This is a genomic window from Kosakonia radicincitans DSM 16656, from assembly GCF_000280495.2.
Taxonomy (GTDB): Bacteria; Pseudomonadota; Gammaproteobacteria; order Enterobacterales; family Enterobacteriaceae; genus Kosakonia; species Kosakonia radicincitans.
In genome coordinates, this window is sequence record NZ_CP018016.1 from 2,073,888 (window position 1) to 2,094,457 (window position 20,570).

The 20,570-nt window shown below is 51.5% G+C and carries 21 protein-coding genes; 8 read left to right on the forward strand and 13 right to left on the reverse strand.

All coding sequences use genetic code 11. The features are described from left to right. The first annotated feature begins 894 nt into the window (after nucleotides 1-894). The gene (locus Y71_RS10125) at nucleotides 895-1,506 is read left to right on the forward strand and encodes a hypothetical protein (protein WP_035890070.1); all 612 of its coding nucleotides are present in this window, start codon (nucleotides 895-897) and stop codon (nucleotides 1,504-1,506) included. A 194-nt stretch (nucleotides 1,507-1,700) separates the two neighbouring features. On the opposite strand, the gene fadK is transcribed toward Y71_RS10125, so the two are convergent. The 5 genes from fadK to Y71_RS10150 all read right to left on the reverse strand — a co-directional run bounded on the left by fadK (nucleotide 1,701) and on the right by Y71_RS10150 (nucleotide 6,792). Further along, nucleotides 1,701-3,368, reverse strand: coding sequence for a medium-chain fatty-acid--CoA ligase (gene fadK, locus Y71_RS10130; RefSeq protein WP_007371456.1), 1,668 nt, complete (start codon nucleotides 3,366-3,368; stop codon nucleotides 1,701-1,703). A 70-nt stretch (nucleotides 3,369-3,438) separates the two neighbouring features. Next, on the reverse strand, nucleotides 3,439-3,732 hold the full coding sequence (locus tag Y71_RS10135) for a ferredoxin family protein (protein WP_007371457.1): 294 nt from the start codon (nucleotides 3,730-3,732) through the stop codon (nucleotides 3,439-3,441). Continuing rightward, nucleotides 3,729-5,018, reverse strand: coding sequence for an FAD-dependent oxidoreductase (locus Y71_RS10140; protein WP_007371458.1), 1,290 nt, complete (start codon nucleotides 5,016-5,018; stop codon nucleotides 3,729-3,731). The genes Y71_RS10135 and Y71_RS10140 overlap by 4 nt, the downstream gene beginning before the upstream one ends. A gap of 41 nt (nucleotides 5,019-5,059) precedes the next feature. Next, on the reverse strand, nucleotides 5,060-6,007 hold the full coding sequence (locus Y71_RS10145) for an electron transfer flavoprotein subunit alpha (protein ID WP_007371459.1): 948 nt from the start codon (nucleotides 6,005-6,007) through the stop codon (nucleotides 5,060-5,062). 20 nt (nucleotides 6,008-6,027) lie between these two features. After that, nucleotides 6,028-6,792, reverse strand: a complete 765-nt coding sequence (locus tag Y71_RS10150) for an electron transfer flavoprotein (protein WP_007371460.1) — start codon at nucleotides 6,790-6,792, stop codon at nucleotides 6,028-6,030. Between the two features lie 327 nt (nucleotides 6,793-7,119). On the opposite strand from Y71_RS10150, the gene Y71_RS10160 reads away from it, so the two are divergent. Beyond that, nucleotides 7,120-8,031, forward strand: coding sequence for an AraC family transcriptional regulator (locus tag Y71_RS10160; protein WP_007371462.1), 912 nt, complete (start codon nucleotides 7,120-7,122; stop codon nucleotides 8,029-8,031). Nucleotides 8,032-8,073: 42 nt separating this feature from the next. On the opposite strand, the gene Y71_RS10165 is transcribed toward Y71_RS10160, so the two are convergent. The 7 genes from Y71_RS10165 to Y71_RS10195 all read right to left on the reverse strand — a co-directional run bounded on the left by Y71_RS10165 (nucleotide 8,074) and on the right by Y71_RS10195 (nucleotide 15,793). Next, nucleotides 8,074-9,222 carry an acyl-CoA dehydrogenase gene (locus Y71_RS10165; RefSeq protein ID WP_007371463.1) on the reverse strand — a complete coding sequence of 383 codons (1,149 nt, stop codon included), beginning with the start codon at nucleotides 9,220-9,222 and terminating at the stop codon, nucleotides 8,074-8,076. 13 nt (nucleotides 9,223-9,235) lie between these two features. Continuing rightward, the gene (locus Y71_RS10170; protein ID WP_007371464.1) at nucleotides 9,236-10,831 is read right to left on the reverse strand and encodes an acyl CoA:acetate/3-ketoacid CoA transferase; all 1,596 of its coding nucleotides are present in this window, start codon (nucleotides 10,829-10,831) and stop codon (nucleotides 9,236-9,238) included. A 163-nt stretch (nucleotides 10,832-10,994) separates the two neighbouring features. After that, entirely contained in the window at nucleotides 10,995-11,753 is a 759-nt protein-coding gene (gene aroD, locus Y71_RS10175; protein ID WP_007371465.1) for a type I 3-dehydroquinate dehydratase, read from the reverse strand. A gap of 25 nt (nucleotides 11,754-11,778) precedes the next feature. Then, nucleotides 11,779-12,645, reverse strand: a complete 867-nt coding sequence (gene ydiB / locus Y71_RS10180; protein WP_007371466.1) for a quinate/shikimate dehydrogenase — start codon at nucleotides 12,643-12,645, stop codon at nucleotides 11,779-11,781. After that, a complete protein-coding gene (locus tag Y71_RS10185) occupies nucleotides 12,645-13,919 on the reverse strand; it encodes an MFS transporter (protein ID WP_035890257.1) in 1,275 nt (424 codons plus the stop codon). The genes ydiB and Y71_RS10185 overlap by 1 nt, the downstream gene beginning before the upstream one ends. A gap of 257 nt (nucleotides 13,920-14,176) precedes the next feature. Further along, entirely contained in the window at nucleotides 14,177-15,379 is a 1,203-nt protein-coding gene (locus Y71_RS10190; RefSeq protein WP_007371469.1) for an MFS transporter, read from the reverse strand. A gap of 57 nt (nucleotides 15,380-15,436) precedes the next feature. Further along, a complete protein-coding gene (locus tag Y71_RS10195; RefSeq protein ID WP_007371470.1) occupies nucleotides 15,437-15,793 on the reverse strand; it encodes a YdiL family protein in 357 nt (118 codons plus the stop codon). A 450-nt stretch (nucleotides 15,794-16,243) separates the two neighbouring features. Between Y71_RS10195 and Y71_RS10200 the strand changes: the two genes are divergently transcribed. The 4 genes from Y71_RS10200 (at nucleotide 16,244) to Y71_RS10215 (ending at nucleotide 18,240) form a co-directional block, all read left to right on the forward strand. Continuing rightward, nucleotides 16,244-16,444: a hypothetical protein gene (locus tag Y71_RS10200; RefSeq protein WP_007371471.1), complete on the forward strand. Its 201-nt coding sequence runs from the start codon at nucleotides 16,244-16,246 to the stop codon at nucleotides 16,442-16,444. A 296-nt stretch (nucleotides 16,445-16,740) separates the two neighbouring features. After that, entirely contained in the window at nucleotides 16,741-16,998 is a 258-nt protein-coding gene (gene drpB, locus Y71_RS10205; RefSeq protein WP_007371474.1) for a cell division protein DrpB, read from the forward strand. Nucleotides 16,999-17,037: 39 nt separating this feature from the next. Next, on the forward strand, nucleotides 17,038-17,736 hold the full coding sequence (locus Y71_RS10210; RefSeq protein WP_035890253.1) for a phosphohydrolase: 699 nt from the start codon (nucleotides 17,038-17,040) through the stop codon (nucleotides 17,734-17,736). Nucleotides 17,737-17,748: 12 nt separating this feature from the next. Further along, complete coding sequence (locus Y71_RS10215; RefSeq protein WP_007371477.1) at nucleotides 17,749-18,240, forward strand: very short patch repair endonuclease; 492 nt, start codon at nucleotides 17,749-17,751, stop codon at nucleotides 18,238-18,240. Here Y71_RS10215 and yedA read toward each other — a convergent pair. Beyond that, nucleotides 18,218-19,126, reverse strand: a complete 909-nt coding sequence (yedA, locus tag Y71_RS10220) for a drug/metabolite exporter YedA (protein ID WP_035942225.1) — start codon at nucleotides 19,124-19,126, stop codon at nucleotides 18,218-18,220. The two genes, Y71_RS10215 and yedA, sit on opposite strands and share 23 nt — an antisense overlap. Before the next feature lie 177 nt (nucleotides 19,127-19,303). Here yedA and Y71_RS10225 point away from each other — a divergent pair, with 177 nt between their 5' ends. Next, the gene (locus Y71_RS10225) at nucleotides 19,304-20,215 is read left to right on the forward strand and encodes a DUF808 domain-containing protein (RefSeq protein WP_007371480.1); all 912 of its coding nucleotides are present in this window, start codon (nucleotides 19,304-19,306) and stop codon (nucleotides 20,213-20,215) included. Nucleotides 20,216-20,294: 79 nt separating this feature from the next. Continuing rightward, complete coding sequence (locus Y71_RS10230; protein ID WP_007371481.1) at nucleotides 20,295-20,477, forward strand: YodC family protein; 183 nt, start codon at nucleotides 20,295-20,297, stop codon at nucleotides 20,475-20,477. The last annotated feature ends 93 nt before the right edge of the window (nucleotides 20,478-20,570 follow it).

The window sequence follows — 20,570 nt, forward strand, 5'->3', positions numbered from 1 at the left end:
TTCAGCACGGAAAGATAGGCGTATCACTCCGTGTGCTGGGACAAGATACGACAGATTTGATGCTGTTCATCAATTAAGATAAACAGGCAAGAAAGTGTTGGTATATTAAGTCATGGAAAGTCTGTAAGAGATTGATTTATGGCGGTGAGAATAAAGCCGTTTATACCAGCAAAATTATATAACCACATGAAAGAAAAAGGGTTTAGATCGGTCTCGAAAACCGGAGTAGGGGCAACTCTACCGGGGGTTCAAATCCCCCTCTCTCCGCCACTTCACCCAATCGGTTGTTTCTTACTGATTTTATTCCGGAAATGCCTCGCTTGTACTTCATGAATGTTACACATCATGGATAAATCTGTCATGTGCACATATCTCATAAAACGTAATGCGATTTATTATTTTTACCCTCAGATTCCTCTCGCTCTGGTTTGACCATTTTGATCGTCGCAAGTGCGCGCGTTCCCCTTGATGTCTTTGCGTTGCGAAGCCGCACATTTGACCTGCCGAACACAATGATTATGCGCTGGCTCTGCGTTACTTAACAGCGATCTGTATTCGCTCTTTTTCCTGTCAGCAGTGAGTGTTCCGTGCTGTTTATCTCTTCTTTATATTGACCTGAGAAATACTGTTTTAAATAAGATGTTAATTGTAGCAATCAGTAATATTGCTTCTTACAATTATTATTAACTATCGTTTTCATTATTACTGGAAGTTGCCATGGCTGAAGGTAATAACTGAAGTATGTAAATGTTTCTGAGCTTATTATCTCTGTGCTTATAAGCTCAAATAAAAATATCTTTAAATATTAATTTGATTGTTTTATTGACCTGGGTTTTTCTCGCGTTCAACTTATTTTTACCAGTTTCGCTCATTTTATTATTAATCGGAGAGGCTATGTTTGATTTTTTAAGGCGTTATGGGACGACAAGTATCCCGGCTGTGTGGAAATATGGAAAGGTTAGATGCATTATTCTTGATGATCTCAAGTACACCGAGCCGGATACCTATGCTTTCATAAAAAAAAGATATCCAGATTACAGGGATATTTTGTTCGGTGGCTTCGTAAGGGATTTCTGCGCCGATATGGGTGAGAATGATAAATTAATTATCGTCAGTCATTCGACTGAGTTTGGATTGCGCTATGCAAAAATGACAGACGATTTTATTTATTATCTAAAACTATGGGGTTTGAAACGCATTGGAGTATTAAAATTCCATTGTTGCCATATTGGCGAGCGAGAATGGTTGCGGGTGCTTGGTGAAAAAATGCTCAGGGATGGGATTTCATTTTCTTATATTAGCGGCCCGTCTTCTTCCGGTGATAAAGGGCAATATATTTACGATCTGAAATATGGCACCTCTTATACACCTGGAAAATACAAGATAATAAAAGGGGATATTAAAAGAGATTTTAAAGGGACACGATATGTAATGAAAAACGGCATTCAAGTCGCACCCCGTGCCAAAAATCAACCGAATCAATATCGTACGGTTATTACCGGATAGAATACAGGTGGCAAGACGGAACATTTCTCCGCTCTCTGATACTGATAGCGCCAATCCCGTGCCATTTACTTGTCAGTAAATCCTGTGGCAACGTAACCGGCAGGTCGCGTTGCCACAGGGTCAGAAACGACGCTCATCATCTGTTAACCAGGCGTCATTTACGGATGCGTTTATTACCATCATCTTATGCAACGCTACGAGTGCGAGTAGCGCCTTTGCGGGCTGGGGCAGTCGCTCTCTTTGCTCATCCGCTGGATGATGTCCTGGCGCAGCAGGAACTTTTTGATCTTACCGGATGATGTTCTGGGCAGCTTATCGACGATGACGATGCGCTCTGGGTATTTATATTTCGCCATCCGCTTACGGCTGAAAAAAGCCACCACATCCTCCAGGTGTAGCGGCGGCTCCCGCGTTTTCAGCACCAGATAAGCGCATGAGCGTTCCCCCAGACGTTCGTCGGGCATCGCTACCACGCAGGCATCCTCAATGGCCGGATGCTGTAACAGCACATCTTCCACTTCGCGGCTGCTGATGTTCTCGCCGCCACGCACGATAATATCTTTTTTACGCCCGGTAATGCTGATATAGCCCGCGTCGTCCATCCGGCAGAGATCGCCACTGTAGTACCAGCCCTCGTCATCCAGCGCCCTGGCAGTCAGTTCCGGCTCATCCAGATAGCCCATAAACACATTCGGGCCGCGCGAGGCCTCTTCTCCTTCCATACCGCGCAGCAGCGTTTTGCGAGACTCATCCACCACCTTAATTTCCACACCGGCAGCGGCATAGCCATCGGTATTCATCATGCGCGGCAGCGGATCATCGAGATTCACCAACGCGTGGGGCGAACTCTCCGTCGAACCGTAAATGCTTAACAGCTTGATCCCAAGCTGCTGACAACCCTGCGCCACTTTTTTGGGGATAGTGGTTCCACCGCAAAGAAAGAAACGCAGCGATAAAAGATCGGCCGGCTGTTTGCCGAGGGCGCACAAGATGTCATACACAAACGGCGTGGCGCCGAGCATACAGGTGCAACGCTGTTGCTCCAGCAGTGCGAGACAGGCCTCCGGGGTGAAAATATCCAGCAATACACTGCGAGCACCGATCAGAAAGGGCGCGGTGACGCCGTGCAAAAAGCCGGTTGCATGACCGAGCGGTGCAGGCATCAGAAACACATCCTGCCAGGTGAGATTCAACCGCGCGCAGTAGGCTCGTTCACTGGCGAGAATATTGTTATGGGTTAACATCACGCCTTTCGGCATTCCCTCGGTGCCGGAGGTAAACAGCACGGCGGCCAGTTCATCGCCGTGAACTTCGCGCGGTGCATGTAGTGGGGCGTTCTCCTGCACCAGTTGCCGGAAGCTAAGCGACGTGGTTGCCGGTGCCAGCTTATCCACGCCGACAATGCGTTGTAGCCAGGGTAACTGGTTTTGCAGTGGCAGGATCAAATCGACCGGACGCGTCTGCTTAAACAGCGTTGGGGGAAAGAAGATTTTTGCCTGGCATTTATTTAATACCCACACCAGTTCCGCTTCACGCCAGGCGGGCAGCAGCGGCACAGACACCGCGCCGGTTTTCAGGCAGGCCAGGTAAATCACCGTGAATTCACACCAGCCCGGTAGCTGAAATGCGACGCGATCGCCCGGTTGAATACCGCTGTTAAGCAACCATGTTGCCAGGCAACTTGCGGCGTGATCAAGCGCCGCATAGGTGTATGAATCACCATGATTATCCACCACGGCGAGTTTGTCCGGCATCGCGCGCAGGGTCTGGTGCCAGTAATCGCCCAGCGATGCATCGCCCCAATATCCTTGCCGTCGGTACGCTTCCCGACGTTCAGCATTAAACGTTATCGTGACACTCATGGACTCTTCCTGGTCAATAAACCGTTAAACGTAGTGGATGTTTTTGCATGAATTTCAGGCGGATTTGGGCTCAACCGTAGCGGAAGTCAACACCGAAGGTCCCTGCCGGGTAGTTCCAGTGTTCGAGAATGGTTTCCCCGCACAACACACGGCAGGTGCCGCATTCAAGGCAACCGGCGCAGTCGAAATGGATATTGCCCTGCGCATCCTGCTTGTAGAGATTGGCAGGACAGGCGTTGAGCAGTTTGCGAAACTCATCAATGTTGGGGTTATCGGCCAGAATAATGTGCGGATGGCCTTCATCAACATGGAATTTATTGACGCCCAGTTTGACGTCAACGTTAACGTTATTCTCCTGGCTCATAGTGCAGTCGCCCCTTTGATGCCGTCTTTCAGTAAATTCAGCAGGCCGATTTTCTTCATGTGAGACATCATCATTTTGCGTACTGGCTGATTCGGGCTACCGTCAACCGTGAACATATCATTCATGATGCCTGCCACCATTTGCGGATACTGGGTAAACAGACGCGGGTTTTCCATCAGGGCAGGGAGCTTGCGGAAATGCTGCATATCGCGCATCACGAAGCTCTGCTCCAGCGCGCGTTTATAGGCCGAAAGTGCGTGAGCCGAAAAATCTTGCTGCGCTCTGGCGGCAATCGCGGTATTGGCCGCGGCTTCCGCCGAAGCGATGGCTAAGTCCATACCGCGTACCGTATAGCCCAGATTGAGGCACAACCCGGCAGCATCACCCACGATCATCACCCCGTCGCCGACCAGTTGCGGGATCATCGCGAGACCACCTTCCGGCACCATATGCGCCGAGTATTCCAGCAATTTCCCGCCCTGAATCAGCGGGCGAATAGCTGGATGCTGTTTAAAGTCCTCCAGCATTTGCGGCACGCTTTTCCGGGCCTGACCCATCTCTCCCAGCCCGCAAACCAGACCAATCGATACCGACTCCCGATTGGTATAGAGAAAACCGCCGCCCATCAGGCCATTCGATGGAGAGCCAGCAAACAGCCAGGCGGCACCTTCGTTCCCGCAGAGATTAAAGCGATCGTCGATTTGCGTGGTCGACAGGCTAATCAGTTCCTTCACGCCCACGGCATAATGGTGCGGCGAGGGCGCCGGCACCATCCCCAGCGAACGTCCCAGCAGCGAATTGACACCGTCAGCGAGGATCACCACATTGGCCTCAAGAATGTCATCACCTGCCTGCACGCCAGTGACCTGATTGCCTTCACGGATTAACGCATCCACCCGGACACCCGGAATAAATTGCGCGCCCGCTTCTTCGGCTTGCTCCATCAGCCACGGATCGAGTCGGCTACGCAGCACGGTATAGGAGGCCTGCTCCGCGAGCTCAGATTTCTCGCGTTGAAAATCGAGGGTGACGGCGTTGTCATCGGTTAAAAAGGAGATTTTCTCCCGCGTGACGTTGCGCTCAATGGGCGCGCGCTGCGCGAAACCGGGCATGATGCGCTCAATACTGTGCGCGTAGAGTCGGCCGCCGGTCATATTCTTACTGCCCGCGTTGTTGCCACGTTCAATAACCAGTACATCCAGTCCGGCTTTGGCCATCACATAAGCCGCCACCGTTCCCGCCACGCCCGCGCCCACTACGATGGCGTCAAATTTTTCATCCGACATGCGTTATGCTCCCTTCCCGCAGCGCCTGCGGGATACGTATCTTAGTGGCTCAATTCACCGATCAGGGCCGGGACGACTTTGTAGATATCGCCCACCAGGCCGTAATCGGCGTAATTGAAAATCGGCGCGTTTTTATCTTTGTTGATGGCGACGATCACTTTGGCGCCATTGCCGCCGACCATATGCTGGATCTGCCCGGAAATCCCCAGCGTCAGGTAGAGATCGGATTTCAGCAGTACGCCGGAGACGCCCACATAACGTTCGCGTTCCATCCAGTTTTCGCCTTCGGCAATCGGGCGCGAGCAACCCACTTCCGCACCCAGCACGCTGGCCAGTTCTCGTACCATCGCAAGGTCATCTTTCGCCGCCAGGCCACGGCCAACACCCACCACGCGTTTCGCTTTACTCAGATCCACACTGCTCAGCGTTTTCGCGCGGCGTTCCAGACAACGGATCTCGTGGCGCGGCGCAATATAGTCCGCAGTGACAACCGGGCAGGTGCGCGACGAATCTGCGGCCGCAGGCTCCAGTACGCCGGATGCGAGGGTAATGATGGCGAGCGAGCCGTTGAGTTTCTCTTTCCCAAACGCCAGACCACCGTACATACGGTGTTCCGCACAGACGCTGCCGTCGGCAATGGTGACAGCCGTGGCGTCATTAACCATCGCCACGTTCAATTGCACGCTCAACCGCGCGCCCAGCGCTTTGCACCGTTTTGTCGCGGCCATCAGCAGTAATGATGGCTGACCGGCAGCGTCCTGCCCGATCCGCGCCGCAAGAGTCTCAGCGAAATTTTCAATGCGTTGCAGTTCAGAGTGGGGTTCAAGCACTATCACACTGTCGGCGCCCAGAGACTGGACTCGCTTGACCTGTTCTGCGCCATAGACGATGGCATGTACCTGCTGGCCCCAAAGGCGTGCGCCGGACAGTAATTCGGCATAGCGTTCTGCGTTATCGCTCAGTACCCAGACATGGGTTAATTGACTCATGGTGTTCTTCTCCGTTGGGCTTAATTGAGGGCTTTTTTCACGAGTTCAGCCAGTTGGGCAATCGCTTCGGGTGAATCATTGTCGAGGATGATGTGTTTGCGCGTGGTGGCTGGTGGTACGGTGATTTCCATCAGTTCCGCCAGCGGTGAGGACGGGCTCCAGCCAATGTCGCTGGCCTGCCACTGGTTGACCGGTTTTTTACCCGCACCAAGGATGGCTTTCATCGAAGGAATGCGCGGGACGTTTATATCGGAAGTGACACAGAGAACGGCGGGTGGCGTCAGTTCGATCACTTCGACCTCTTCTTCCAGCGTGCGCTCAATGCTGAGTTTGTCGCCGTTACGCTGGATGTTGCTGACGGCGTTAATCACCGGCAGTTGCAGGATCTCACCAACCAGCAAGCCCACCTGTTGGGCGTAGAGATCCCCGGAACCTTCGCCAAACAGCATCAGGTCGAAGCCCATCTTCTCTGCCGCCGCCGCCAGCGCCTGGGCGATTTCTTTCGGCAGGGCATGTTCCAGTTGCGCATCCTGCAACATAAACAGGCTGTCCGGGCCGCGAGAAAGTACGTCTTTACGCACTTTTGAATTTTGCAGCAGCGAACCGCCAACGGTCAGGGCGGCAATCTCATCATCATCGCTGGCGAGCTGCGTCGCCGCTTCGATAGCATTGAGATCGAACTGGCTGATCTTCGCTGCCGCATTGTCAAAGCTGAGCGCGTGGTCGGGCGTGACCACGATGTCCTGTTCCTCAGGTACCAGTTTGAAGCAGGCTATTATTTTCATGGCATCTCCTGTGAGTCGCGGGCGAATATTGGACGTAGCGCCAATATCGACGGAAAGTAAAAAGTGACTGGAAACAGTGTGCGATAGCGGGATGCGCTTTTCGACGGGACAATTTGTTTTCGTTGCTAACAATCTTGCAAAAAAAGTGAGATCGCCCAGGCAAAATAAAAGTGAGAGAAATTAATTTTCAGGCGTAAACATATTATCTTGCATGCCGGGCAAATAATCTTGTTCTGCAACAGCGAAGGAGTGTTGAATAACCGCAGTAGTCGCTCTATTTTACCCTTATTATTTTGTTCAGGCTTATTCTTAACATGTGAGGTTGTCATGTATCAGCGATGCTTTGATAATGCCGTGGAACCCCTTTTCGTGCAGGGGGAAACGCCCCGATTTTCGCGCTTTGTCATCAGCGATGACCCAACCTGGGAATCCGGGCATCATGTTCACGATAATGAAACTGAGCTTATTTTTGTCAAAAAAGGGATTGCACGATTAATCATTGATTCGTCGCTGTATGTCGCGCACGAGAACGATATTGTGGTGATTGAGCGGGGGCGGTTACACGCCGTCACTTCCGATGCGAACGCGCCTGCCACTACCTATACCTGCGCGCTGTATGGCTTTCGTTTTCGCGGCTGGGAAGAGAACCAACTGTTGCAACCGCATTCGTGTCCGGTCATTTCTGCCGGGCAGGCAAAAGAGGTGATTACCAGCATCTTTCATGAATTGAGCGTAATGTTGCCGCAAAGTAAAAATACATTAACATCTTCGGTCTATGATGCGTTTGCTTATGCGCTGACGGTGTTGTACTTCGAAAACTTTAAAAACGCTTACCGATCGGAGCAGGGGTATATTAAAAAAGATGCGTTAATTAAAGATATTCTGGTTTATCTGAATAACAACTACCGTAAAAAAATAACGCTCGAACAGTTGTCAAAACAATTTCACGCCAGTGTCAGTTATATCTGTCACGAATTTACTAAAGAATACCGTATTTCTCCCATCAACTATGTGATTCAGCGGCGGATGACGGAAGCCAAATTTGCGCTGACCAATACCGACAATTCGCTGGCCGAAATCTCCTGGCGCGTGGGATACGAAAACGTCGATCATTTTGCCAAGCTCTTTCTGCGTCATGGTGGTTGCTCACCCAGCGACTACCGTCGGCAATTTAAAAATAACGTGGTTGAATCAGAGTATCTGTCCGATTTTTACGTGCCGGAAAAAGTGCTGTATTAATTTTCCTGTAGCTCCCGGCGCGCCGGGAGCTACAGCGCAGTTTTAATCCTGGTAATCCTTCAGAATCTGGCGTCCTGCGATGTAAATCATGATCTCGTCAGTGCCGCCACCGATGCGTTCACAACGTACATCCCGCCAGAAACGAGAGACGCGCGCTTCATCGGTATAACCCAGCCCACCCATAATCTGGATGGCATCATCAATCACCTCCTGTGCGGTACGGGCGCAGTGCAGCTTCGCCAGTGCAGCGCTGGTGCGCAGGGACTGCTGCTGATCGGCCTGCCAGGCCACTTTCAGTACCATATTGCGCATGTTCTCAACTTTTACCGCCATTAACGCCAGTTTTTCCTGGATCATCTGGTTATGGCCAATTGGTTTACCGAAAGCAATGCGCTGATTGGCATAGCGGGCAGCATCTTCAAACGCGCATTCGGCAAAGCCGGTACTGCGGGCGGCGTTGATCAGGCGTTCCATTTCAAAGTTGTACATCACATTGAGAAAGCCCATGCCTTCTTCGCCGACCATATCGCTCTCTTCAACTTCGACATTGTCGAGATACACTTCGCAAGTGCTGAGCATATGCCAGCCGATTTTGTGCAGCGGGTTAACTTTGATCCCCGGTTTTTTCGCGTCCACCCACCACAGCGTAAAGGCTCTTTTCGGATCTTTAGGCTGCGGATCGCGCGCCAGCACCAGCATGTAAGGGTATTCCTTCGCCCCGGTAATGAAGGTTTTCTGCCCGTTCAGGTAAACCTTGCCGTTTTTGCGCGTGTAGCTGGTGGTGGCACTGTTGTTATCGGAACCCGCTCCCGGTTCGGTTAATGCCAGCGCATACGCCGGATCGCCGGTTTCCATCGTACTTTCCGCCGTTTTCCGTAGCTGCTCAGCGGAGCCGAAACGACGCATGCTGTGGATGCACTGGCCGTTGGTGATCAGGAATGCCGGTGCGCCGCATTTTGATACTTCCATCAGCGCCAGCATCTGCGTGACATAATCTGCCGGGATGCCGCCGAACTCTTCTGGCACGCCGAGCATAGAGATGCCGTTATCGGCGAGTGCACGCATAAATTCGCGTGGGTAAGTTGCTGTCTGATCGCAGGTACGGAAATACTCTTCCGGGAAGTTGCTGGTAATGAGTTCCCGGATGCTGGCAAGCAGCAGTTCCTGCTCTTCGGTTAAAGAGAAATCCATTATCGTACTCCTGTTAATTGGCCGCTTCGGGTAACACAAACCCCATGGTGGCATCGATAAATAAGCGTGGATCCATCAGTTTCAGGTCGGGAGAAATCACCGGCGTGAACGCCATTTTGTCCAGAATGTCTTTTTGCAGATCGACGCCCGGCGCAATCTCCATTAAATGGAGACCGTTCTCTTTCAGGGTAAATACTGCGCGTTCGGTGATGTAACGGACGTCCAGCCCGCGTTCGAGGGCGATTTTTCCGCTGAAGGTAATTTCTGGCAGCGTGCTAATGAATTTTTTCACCCGGCCTTCCTGCACAATGCGCAACTGGCCGTCGGTAATCTCGGTCTTCAGCCCGGCGGCAGTCAGCGTGCCGCAGAACACAATTTTTCGTGAGGTGGCGCTAATATCAATAAACCCGCCGGTGCCCATAATTTTGCCATTGAATTTATGCACGCCGACGTTGCCGTGTTGATCCACTTCGGCAAAGCTCAGGTAACACACATCAAGGCCGCCGCCGTGGTAGAAATCAAACTGCGAGGTCATATCGAGAATGGCGCGAGTATTGACGTTGGCGCCGAACGCCACACCTTGTGAGGTGATGCCGCCGACCGGCCCGGTTTCCACCGTCAGCACGAAATCATCGGCACAGCCTTCTTCACGCGCCACCAGGCCGATGCCGTCGGCAATACCGACCCCCACATTTCCCACCGCGCCTTTGCGCATCTCAAATAAGGCGCGGCGCGCCACCAGCTTGCGCTGATTGAGGGGCAGGGTAAGTTGCGTACTGTCGTCGAGCGTGAAATCACCAGAGATAAAGCGGTTCACCGGTGCGCCGCCGTACAACTGCGTCTGGTTGGGATCCACTACCACGATATCCACCAGGTAACCCGGAATGCGCACTGATTTCGGATGCAGCGTGGCTTTTTTCACCATTTTCTGCACCTGCATCATCACAATCCCGCCGTTGTTATGCACCGCCTGCGCCAGTACCAGTGCATCCAGATACATCACTTCATCTTCAAACGAGGCATATCCTTCGCTGTCACAGGTGGTGGCGCGGATAAACGCGATGTCCGGGGCAATGGCTTTGTAGTAGAGGTACTCTTTGTTATCGATCTCGACCAGTTTGATCAGATCTTCCTGGGTGACTTCATTCAGCTTGCCGCCTTGCTGGCGGGGGTCAACGAAGGTGCCCAGTCCGATATCGCTAAGGATGCCGGGCTGGTGGGCCGCCGCGGCGCGAAGCGTCTGTGTTAATACGCCTTGCGGGTAGTTGTAGGCGGCAATTTTACCTTGTTCTGCCAGATCGGAGATGCGCGGCGATTGTCCCCAGTGTCCGCACAGTGCCCATTTCACCAGGCCTTCCTGTGCCAGCGGGCTGATCCCGCGATCGGCACGGTCGCCAAGTCCGGTTGGGCTGATAATGGAAAGGTTTCGCGGTGTTTGCGTCTGTTTATATTTATCGGCTAACGCGGTGATCAATGTGGTGGCTTCGAGAATGCCGCCACCTGCGCCTAAAATGCACAGCGTGGCTTCGTCGGGAATATATTCCACCGCTTCCTGCGCTGACAGTACAGTCACGCGTCCATTGAGGCGTGAGGGTCTTTCAGGTTTCATAATGACTCCTGGGATGTCCGTGCGGTGCGGATATCTGGCTTTATTCGCCGGTATTCAACCGTGAATTAAAGCCGAGCGCGTCCGCTGAATATTTGAAAATATTCATGTCCGGGCATTATTTAATGTAGGGCGAAAACGTTTAGTTCCGCCTGAATATACTCTCTCAGGCCTGATGCAATATCGTTAAGGCAATACGCAGGTCGCTAACGGATATTTGTCCTGGTGCCGAGGCCTTTTTCACCGCGCCAAACGTTGCGGCCGAGCCGAACACCTCACCTGCCAGCCGTGAAATGACCCCGGTTTTTGCCATCGACATGGTAATAAGCGGGCGGTCGGCATAGTGTTCGTGCATCTCAAGCGTCGCGGTAAGCAGGGTCAGCACATCGGTTTTGTTCTTCGGCATCAGCGCGATTTTGGGTATATCGGCACCCAGTTGCTGCATTTTGCGCAGGCGCTGCACAATCTCTTCTGCTGGTGGCGTGTTATGGAAATCGTGGCTGGACATGATAACTTTCACGCTTTTCGCGTGCGCATGTTCCACCATGGCTTTGACCAGCGCCTCGCCGGTAAACAGCTCCAGATCGATGATATCGACCAGACCGCTATCCACTGCCGCGCGGTTGAGCGCAATATACTGCTCCGCCGATAGCGCCTGTTCACCGCCTTCTTTCGCGCTGCGGAAGGTAAACAGCAGCGGTTTATCCGCTATTGCATTGCGGATGACAAATACCGCTTCCAGCACAGCATCAATGGAGGCGACATTGCTGAAATGGTCAACACGCCACTCCAGGATATCGAAGTCCGCGTCACGATAGGCCTGCGCTTCCGATTTAACACTGGCGATATCTTTCCCCATCAGCGAGACGATGATTTTGGGAGCTCCTTTGCCAATCACGAGATTTTTTACGCTTACCGTTTTCATTCAGTACCTCTTATTCAACGGTCTTTCAGGCTTCGAAGCCCATGACGTGTTTCACGTATTCCAGCGGAAACTCTTTACCGGTCCACAGTTTGAACTGTTCAGCCCCTTGCCACAGTAACATGCCGTAACCATCAATGGTTTTGCACCCGGCTTGCTGCGCCTGCTGCAACAGTTTGGTGATATGCGGGTTATACACGCATTCGGTGACCAGCAGACCCGGACGAAGCAGGCTGATATCGCTGATGAGGCTTTGATCATCCAGCGGCTTCATGCCGATTTTGGTGCCGTTAGTGAGGATGTCTGCGGTAGCAAGGGCAGCGGCAAACGCTTTCTGATCCGCAAGGTCTGTCACGGTTACCACGCAATCGGTGTTTTCGTTGACGCGACGGGCAAAGGCGACGGCTTTTTCGAAGAAATCATCCCGGCGGTTAAACAGTTTAATCTCTTTCAGCCCTTCAATGGCACCTTGTGCGCCAATCGCGGTTGATGCCCCTCCGGCACCCAGCAGTACCATGGTTTTGCCTTTGATGTCGAAACCGCTCTCTTTGATGGCGCGGATATGTCCGGTACCGTCGGTGTTGTAGCCGCGTAAATAGCCATCATCGTTGACAATGGTATTGATAGCGCCAACCAGTTTTGCCGCCGGGGTTAATTCATCCACATACTCGCACGCCAGTTGTTTATTCGGCATGGAGACGCCGGTGCCGCGCATTTTTAAGGCTTTCAGCCCGGCAATGGCATTGGCGAATGTCGAATTATCGACTTCAAATGCCATATAGGTAAAAGGCAGCCCGGCTTTTTCCAGCGCCTTATTTTGCATTTCCGGAGACAGACTGTGCCGGATAGGGTAGGCCATCAGGCCAATCAGTTCATATTTTGCAGTTACATCCATCATAGACTCCTTGAATATTTATCGTGAACGGAAGCTGTTTTTTGAAAATACCGTTCGCCGAACCGCACATCGTTTTTAGGAATATTGAAGACGCGGTAGTAACGGACGAAGACAATGGCGGCGGTGAGGAAGGCCAGCAGTGCGAAGAAGAAATCCAGCAAGATGATGTACTGCAGTCCAATGTTAGAGAGATACCCCGTAATCAGCGGAATAATAAAATTCGCCAGCCCGCCCATCATCATGTAGACGCTGGTGACTTTGGCTTTGCTCTTCGGGAAGAACTCAGACATCACCGACACACCCAGTTGCAGGATGCCGCCCGCTGCGGAAAAGCCGATAACAAACGCACCGGCATTGCACACCAGTGGCGACGGGAACAAATAGATAACAGCTGCTGTAATAGCCGCCAGCCCGGCGTTAAAGACGTTGGCCCAGACAGGACGTACTTTTGTCTTCAACAGTGCGGCGAAGATGAACACGCACAGCAGCGATCCCATGCTGTAGTAAGAGATGGTTTTTAGGGCGTCGGCTTCCGCCATTCCGGCAAATGCCATGGCATATTTCGGCATCCATACCACGATGACGTAAAAGGTGGAGAAGGCTGCAACGCCGAATAATACCGAGGCAATGCCTTCCAGCCACGGCAGCGGTTTGCTGTTCATCTGCGGCAGCGCTTTGGCGACGCTGGCATCGACCTGCTGGCCGGGGAAGCGGCTTTTCAACAGCATCAACGTGATCAGGACAAACAGAACACCGGGAATAATGACGCTATAGCCGTACCAGATATCATTAAGCAGCATGTAGCTGACGATCATTGGGTAGAGCATCTGCCCGAAAGAAACCATCGCTTTTACCAGAATCACCGCCGAGCCGGACGCTGTCGGAAAACACTCCATCAACGCCGGGTAGCCTCCGGTATCGAGCGCCGAGTTGGCGACACCGACGCAGACAGCCAGAACAAAAGCCACCATCAGGTTCGGGCTGGAGGGGATGCCAAAGAAAAAGAGCATATACAATACGACGCCCAATAAAATAACGGCCCGGCGACCGAACTTGTCGGAAATAACGCCAAAGAACAGAATACTGACCAGACGACCCAGACCGATACCCGAAATTAAATAAGCAATGCCCGCGTTGTTGGTGGAAAATTTCGCCGCCAGAGATGTCATATTTTGCGCCAGCGTAATAACGCTAATGCCGTGCAGGAAATAACTAAGATAGATACAGATTACCGCCAGGATAAATGGGGTGCTGAAAGCCTTATTCTGAGACATTTTTCACAGCTCCGTGCAGATTTTAAATTTTTTCTCCCGCAGCGCTTACTGTGATATCTGGCCGCGAGTTTAGATATTACTTTACGTTCTTTCAACATTCGGCCATACATAGTATGGCGCTTAATTTGCCAGGTTTATTGCATGATAAAATGTGAAGTGAAATGGTTTTTATATCGTTCTGAACGATATCAATTGTGTCGCTAAATAACGTCCGTATTATTTTGCACAAGCGCATCAACAATATTGCATCGGGAGGATTATTCGGCGACAGGTGCCATATTCACCGAGCGCCTGGATGCCATACGGCTGCGTAAACCAATAAAAAGTGCCAGCAGAAAACCGATAGCCGCAATGGCAGTATCAAACCACATAATATCGGCAATACTGTGCTCAGAGAGGCGTGCCGTTATTAATGGGATGGTAAAAGTAGCAATGCTTCCCGCGCTGTAATAAATACCGGTCGCTTTTCCTTTGGCGTAAGGAAAACGGGCGGCCATCAATGTCAGGCCAATTTGTACGACGCCACCTGCGGAGGAGAAACCAATAACAAACGAAAAAATCACCACCATCCCAACGCTGGGATGCAGACATACCGTCAGCAAGGCAACAAACGAGATAAAAGTGTACAGCACTAATAACGCCATGGTTCTGGCGGTTTTCCGTACCAGTGGAGCGGTAATGAAAACGCAGAGCAGCGAACCGCAGGTGTAAACGCTGAGCAGTTTGATAGACTCGGTATACGACATGCCGACAACAAACTGACCGTATTGCGCAAGCCACTGACTGATAAGGTAAAAAGTGGTCATTGAGATATAGCCATACAATGTGTAACTGGCCAGATCGATAACGGAGCAGTGGTGTTTAAGCGTGCTGTCTGCGACCGGTGGCGATTTGCGCGCGCGGTGAGGGGGAAAGGTGCAGCGGAGTAAAAACAGGCCGTTGAGGATCATAATGGCGGCGGCAACCAGAAAGGACCAGCCGAACCAGATTTCCGCCCATACCAGCAGGCTGATGATCATCGGTAATAAAAACTGCCCCGCAGAAATAAACGCTTTGATCAGCACATTCGCCGTGCCGGGGGAACGCGGAAATGCTTCCATCAGGCTGGGATAGGTTCCTGCGTCGAGGAAACTGTTGGCGATCCCGGCTAAAAAGCCAAACGCATAAGCCACAACAATGCTGTGTGTGTTGATGATGCCGAAAAAAAATGCGAGATAGCAAAGCATGCCGAGAATAATAAATGGTCGACGGCCAAATTTGTCCGACAATATTCCGGAGAAGAGCAAAACGCTTAGCCGGCCAATACCGAGTGAGGAAATAACAACAGAAACTCCTGCTGCATTGGTCTGCCACTGGAGTTCGAGCGAAGACATATTGAGGCTCATTAAAATGACCCCCATGCCGTGCACCAGGTAATTCAGATAAAGACCCAGGGCAGTCGAGAGATAGGTGTTTTTCATTTTATTTACGGCGTGAAGGTGAAATGGATCGTTGGCGGTGTCAGCAGACAAACGTCTTTAGCACAGATGTTCCAGATCATGCGCATAGAGTTCGGCGGCCACTGACTGATAAACCTTCCAGTCCAGATAATCCCCATCATGATATACCGTCCGAAACGCAGCCAAATCCACAAAAAAACGCATCGTATTATTGCCAATGCGATTGTTTATTCGTTGGATGAGAGCGTTAATATGCGATTGCCTTTTTTTTCTCAGCGCCTGCAATTTTTCAACAATATCCGCTGGGATAGCTTTTTCTCCCTTTTCCCATGCCTGCCACTCTGCTGCCGTATTATCCGGTGCAATCCAGGTTGCGCACTCTTCGATGCTCATCGCGAGAATATGGCGTAATGCCTGTAATTCATATGCGTTCATAATTTAATTGCTTCATATAAAAACGATTGTGCATAAATAACACTATTGCGCAGATTGCGGATTGAACAGAGTCACACTATTTTGTGCAATATTATTTGTTATCGGTCTGTAAAGCTCCGGCCTGAATTCTGCTGTCTGCGTGGGCAAGTCGCATTTCGAATGAAACCCGACAGTGGCGGATGTCACCGTTGTCTTGTGCGCGTGCGATCGGGGATCACTTCCGCTGTTTGTCGCTCCTGCCCAGGTTTGCCGATCGGTTTCTCAATGATGAGCACCCTTAGCGTTACGCGTTAGTCGTGTTATGTGTAGAAATAATTCCGGATGATATTTTCCCATTAATTATTTGTACAATAAATAACATGGTGTCTGAGAATATGTTTAGCGTCATGATGGGCTGAGTAGGATTATTCCCTGTTTTTCCTTAATTATCTGCGATGTCAGGTAATAAAAATGAGAAATATCGTAGGTATTCTGTTTTTACACGATGTGATTATGATTCGCGAACCATTGCAACCATTTGTTTTTAATTGTTATTTTAAATTTATGGTTTCTGTAAATTCAGGGGTTATTGGTATTGATGTTGGTTATTTTAATAAGAAGAAAAAAGTCCGACATATAAATATCGGACAAGTCAAACAGGAGCGACAGTAAAAAATAAAGAAAGGAAGGTGGATAACAAACGAGTCAGGATAATTACACAGTTTTTGTAATAAGAAAACTAATTTTTTAGCCTTAAATAAAACTAAAGCACTTTGTTTTTTTATTCTGTTTATTTTTACGAACTTCTTTGCACCAAAACAGGGCGAGCTGACGTGTGACAGTAAAATATATAAATAAAGCTGATATATCTTTAAAATTCATTTTCTGGGGATATGATGTGAAAGTAGTCACATTCGTATTGAAAGAAGCTTTTCCTTTTCACCCTTAACAGCGCGGAAAACGACATTATGGAAGATAAAGCGAAACGAAGTCTGGGGGGAAAGCTGGCGTTATGGGTTTTCTGGATTTTTTGTGTCTGGTTTATCTGGAGCCTGTTGAACGATATCTGGTTGCCTGGACCGCCTTCGGGCAACGCGAATGGCGCAAGGGGCGCAGCCAGCGCGGATGGGTTCAACAGCTTCAGCAGCGTACTGGTGCTTGGCGTGGTGGGAGCGATACTCGGCGCGATTGCCTGGTATACTCGCCCACGCGATCCTGATGCCTGAAGATGTTATGGTAATGACTTTTCATCGACAGGACGCACAATGAATTTATCTGACTGGCAACACCGTTTCGATAAATGGGTGACGCAACACTTTAATCATGCTGATGCAGCCCATGATGTGTCGCACTTTCGCCGGGTGTGGAAAACCGCGCAGACGCTGATGCTGGGGCAGCAGGTTGATGGGCTGGTGGTGCTGGCTGCCTGCTATTTCCATGACATTGTCAGCTTTGCGAAAAACCACCCGCAACGCCATCAATCCTCGGTACTGGCGGCGCAAAAAACCGCTGAAATTCTGGCCAATGACTTCCCTGATTTTCCCGCAGGCTCGGTGCCAGCCGTGCGTCATGCCATTGAAGCGCACAGCTTTAGCGCAGGTATCGCACCGCTCACGCTGGAAGCCAAAATCGTTCAGGACGCGGACAGGCTGGAATCGCTTGGCGCGATTGGTCTGGCCCGCGTGTTTGCTGTCTCCGGTTCGATGGGCGCGGCGCTCTTTGACGGCAACGATCCCTTTGCCGCAGAGCGGGAACTGGACGACAAAGCCTACGCCCTCGATCATTTTCGCTGTAAGTTACTGAAGCTGCCTGCCACCATGCAGACAGCAAAAGGGCGGGAGCTGGCTGCGCATAACGCCGATTTTCTGGTGCATTACATGGCGAAACTGAGCGCGGAACTCCAGGGCGATCATCAACGGATTGATGATGAGGTGCTACGGCGCTTTCGTACCTCAGCAACTTAAGGGAGAAAAGAGATGGCGGATGTTCATGACAAAGCGACGCGCAGTAAGAATATGCGGGCAATCGCTACGCGCGATACGGCCATCGAAAAACGGCTGGCCGCCTGCCTGCAATCGCTGGATCTGGCGTTTCGCGTACAGGATGCCGCGTTACCAGGTCGCCCTGATTTTGTGCTGGATGAGTATCGCTGTGTGATCTTCACTCACGGGTGTTACTGGCATCGCCATAACTGCTATCTGTTTAAGATTCCGGCCACGCGTACGGATTTTTGGCTGGAAAAAATCGGCAAAAATGTGGCGCGTGATGCGCGCGACTGCGCATTGCTGCTTGAACAGGGCTGGCGGGTGCTGGTGGTGTGGGAGTGCGCATTGCGCGGCAAGCTTAAACTGAGCGATGGGGCGCTGAGCGAGCGGCTGGAAGAGTGGATCTGCGAGGGGCAACAAACCGCGCAGATCGACACTCAGGGGATTCATGCGATGGCGATTACTTCTCCACGCAAGGCGTAACAGCCGGGCGCGGCGGGAAGAGATATTTGCCCAGCGTCACCAGTACCACAGCCAGGATAATGATCCCCAGCGCCAGCCATTCAACGGAAGAGAGATGTTCGCCGCCAAAGCCCGTGCCCAGCAGTACCGCCACCACCGGGTTCACATAGGCGTAGCTGGTTGCTAATGCCGGTGACACGTTGCGGATCAGATACATATAGGCACTAATAGCGATGATAGAGCCAAACAGCGCCAGATAGCCGACGGCGAAAAAGCCGGACAGCGGCGGTATGGCGCTAAGGTGTTCGCCGCTCAGAGCTGAGGCGGCCAGCAACACGATCCCGGCGGCCAGCATTTCAATCGCGCCCGCCATCATCCCACCCGGGAGTTCAATCCGCGAACCGTACACCGAACCAAACGCCCAGCTTAGCGAGCCGATGAGGATCATGACTGCGCCCCATGGATTACCGCTCAGGTTTCCGCCGCTATTCAGCAAAATGATCCCCGCCAGGCCAATAGCAATTCCAGCCCACTCAAGCTTTCGCGTCGCGATACCAAAAAAATGGCTAAAGCACAGCGTAAACAGTGGTACGGTCGCCACGACGACCGCAGCGATGCCGGAAGGGACATTCTGATGTTCCGCCACCGTGACAAAGCCGTTACCGACAGCGAGCAGCAATACGCCAATCAGCGCCGCATTGAGCATTGGGCGCAGCGGCGGCAGTTTATGGCCGCTCAGCAACAGAATGGTTATCAGCACGATACCCGCAGATAAAAAGCGGATGCCAGCCATCATGAAGGGCGGCCAGCTTTCGACGCCGACGCGGATAACAAAATAGGTAGAACCCCAGATGATGTAGAGCGCAAACAACGCTCCAATAAGCGGTAAAACTTGCCTGAAACGCATAAACCACCACAACAAAAGATACGAGGCTTATAGTAAACGTCAAAACTATACGTCTTGCGAGTGGTTAATTCGGCAGAAGCTGTTAAATTTTTGTTGACACTATGGGGTGATTCTCGCCATAGATTTTTTACTGCATACTGCACTTTATTTAGTGATAACTCTGAAAAGGAAGAAATTTTGGCAGGAAGTAGTTTATTAACATTGCTTGACGACATTGCCACCTTGCTGGATGACATTTCCGTGATGGGCAAACTGGCGGCGAAGAAAACTGCCGGTGTGCTGGGAGACGATCTTTCGTTAAATGCGCAGCAAGTAACCGGCGTTCGCGCCAACCGTGAACTGCCGGTAGTGTGGGGTGTGGCGCGCGGATCGCTGCTCAACAAGGTCATTCTTGTGCCTCTGGCTTTGCTGATCAGCGCGTTTATCCCGTGGGCTATTACACCGCTGTTGATGGTCGGCGGCGCGTTTTTGTGCTTCGAGGGTGTGGAAAAAGTGCTGCACACCCTGGCTGCACGTAAGCATAAAGAGACCCCTGAAGCCCGGCAGCATCGGCTGGAGGCGCTGGCCGCACAGGATCCGCAGCAGTTCGAAAAAGACAAAATCAAAGGCGCTGTCCGTACCGATTTTATTTTATCGGCAGAGATTGTTGCCATCACGCTCGGTATCGTGGCCGACTCGCCATTGCTCAACCAGGTGCTGGTTTTATCGGGCATTGCGTTGTTGGTGACCATCGGTGTTTATGGCCTGGTGGGGATTATCGTCAAGCTCGATGACATGGGTTACTGGCTGGCAGAACGGAAAGGCGCGCTGGCGCAGGGGATGGGCAAAGGGCTGCTTGTTCTGGCTCCCTGGCTGATGAAGACCTTAAGCGTGGTCGGCACGCTGGCGATGTTCCTCGTTGGCGGCGGTATTGTGGTGCATGGCATAACGCCGCTGCACCATGCGATCGCGAATTTCGCGGCCGGTCAGCACGCGTTGCTGCAGACCCTGATACCGGTTATCGCTAATTTGCTGTTGGGATTCGCCATTGGCGCGGTGGTCATGGCCGTCGTTAAAGGGGTTACGCATCTGCGTGGTGCGGCGAAGTAAAATCTCGCCGTAGTGATTATGCAAAACCCGCAAACTTCGTCTAATGTGAAAAAGTTTCGCCCTGATACAGGAGGCAGTGATGGTCTTTTTGGTCAGCGATGAAGTAATACCAAAAGAGGGTGGTCCGCGCATGATCGTTACCGGCTACTCCAGCGGTATGGTGGAGTGCCGATGGTATGACGGTTACGGGGTCAAACGGGAAGCCTTTCGTGAAGATGAACTGATGCCTGGCGACAGACAAAGGGCACACGAGCAGGTGTAACCCAGTAGAAACGCCCGGCTATTGCTGGGCGTTTTTATTGTTCTCCATTCGACGCCAGTGCTAAAGATCGACTGCGGCTATACAGACTGAATT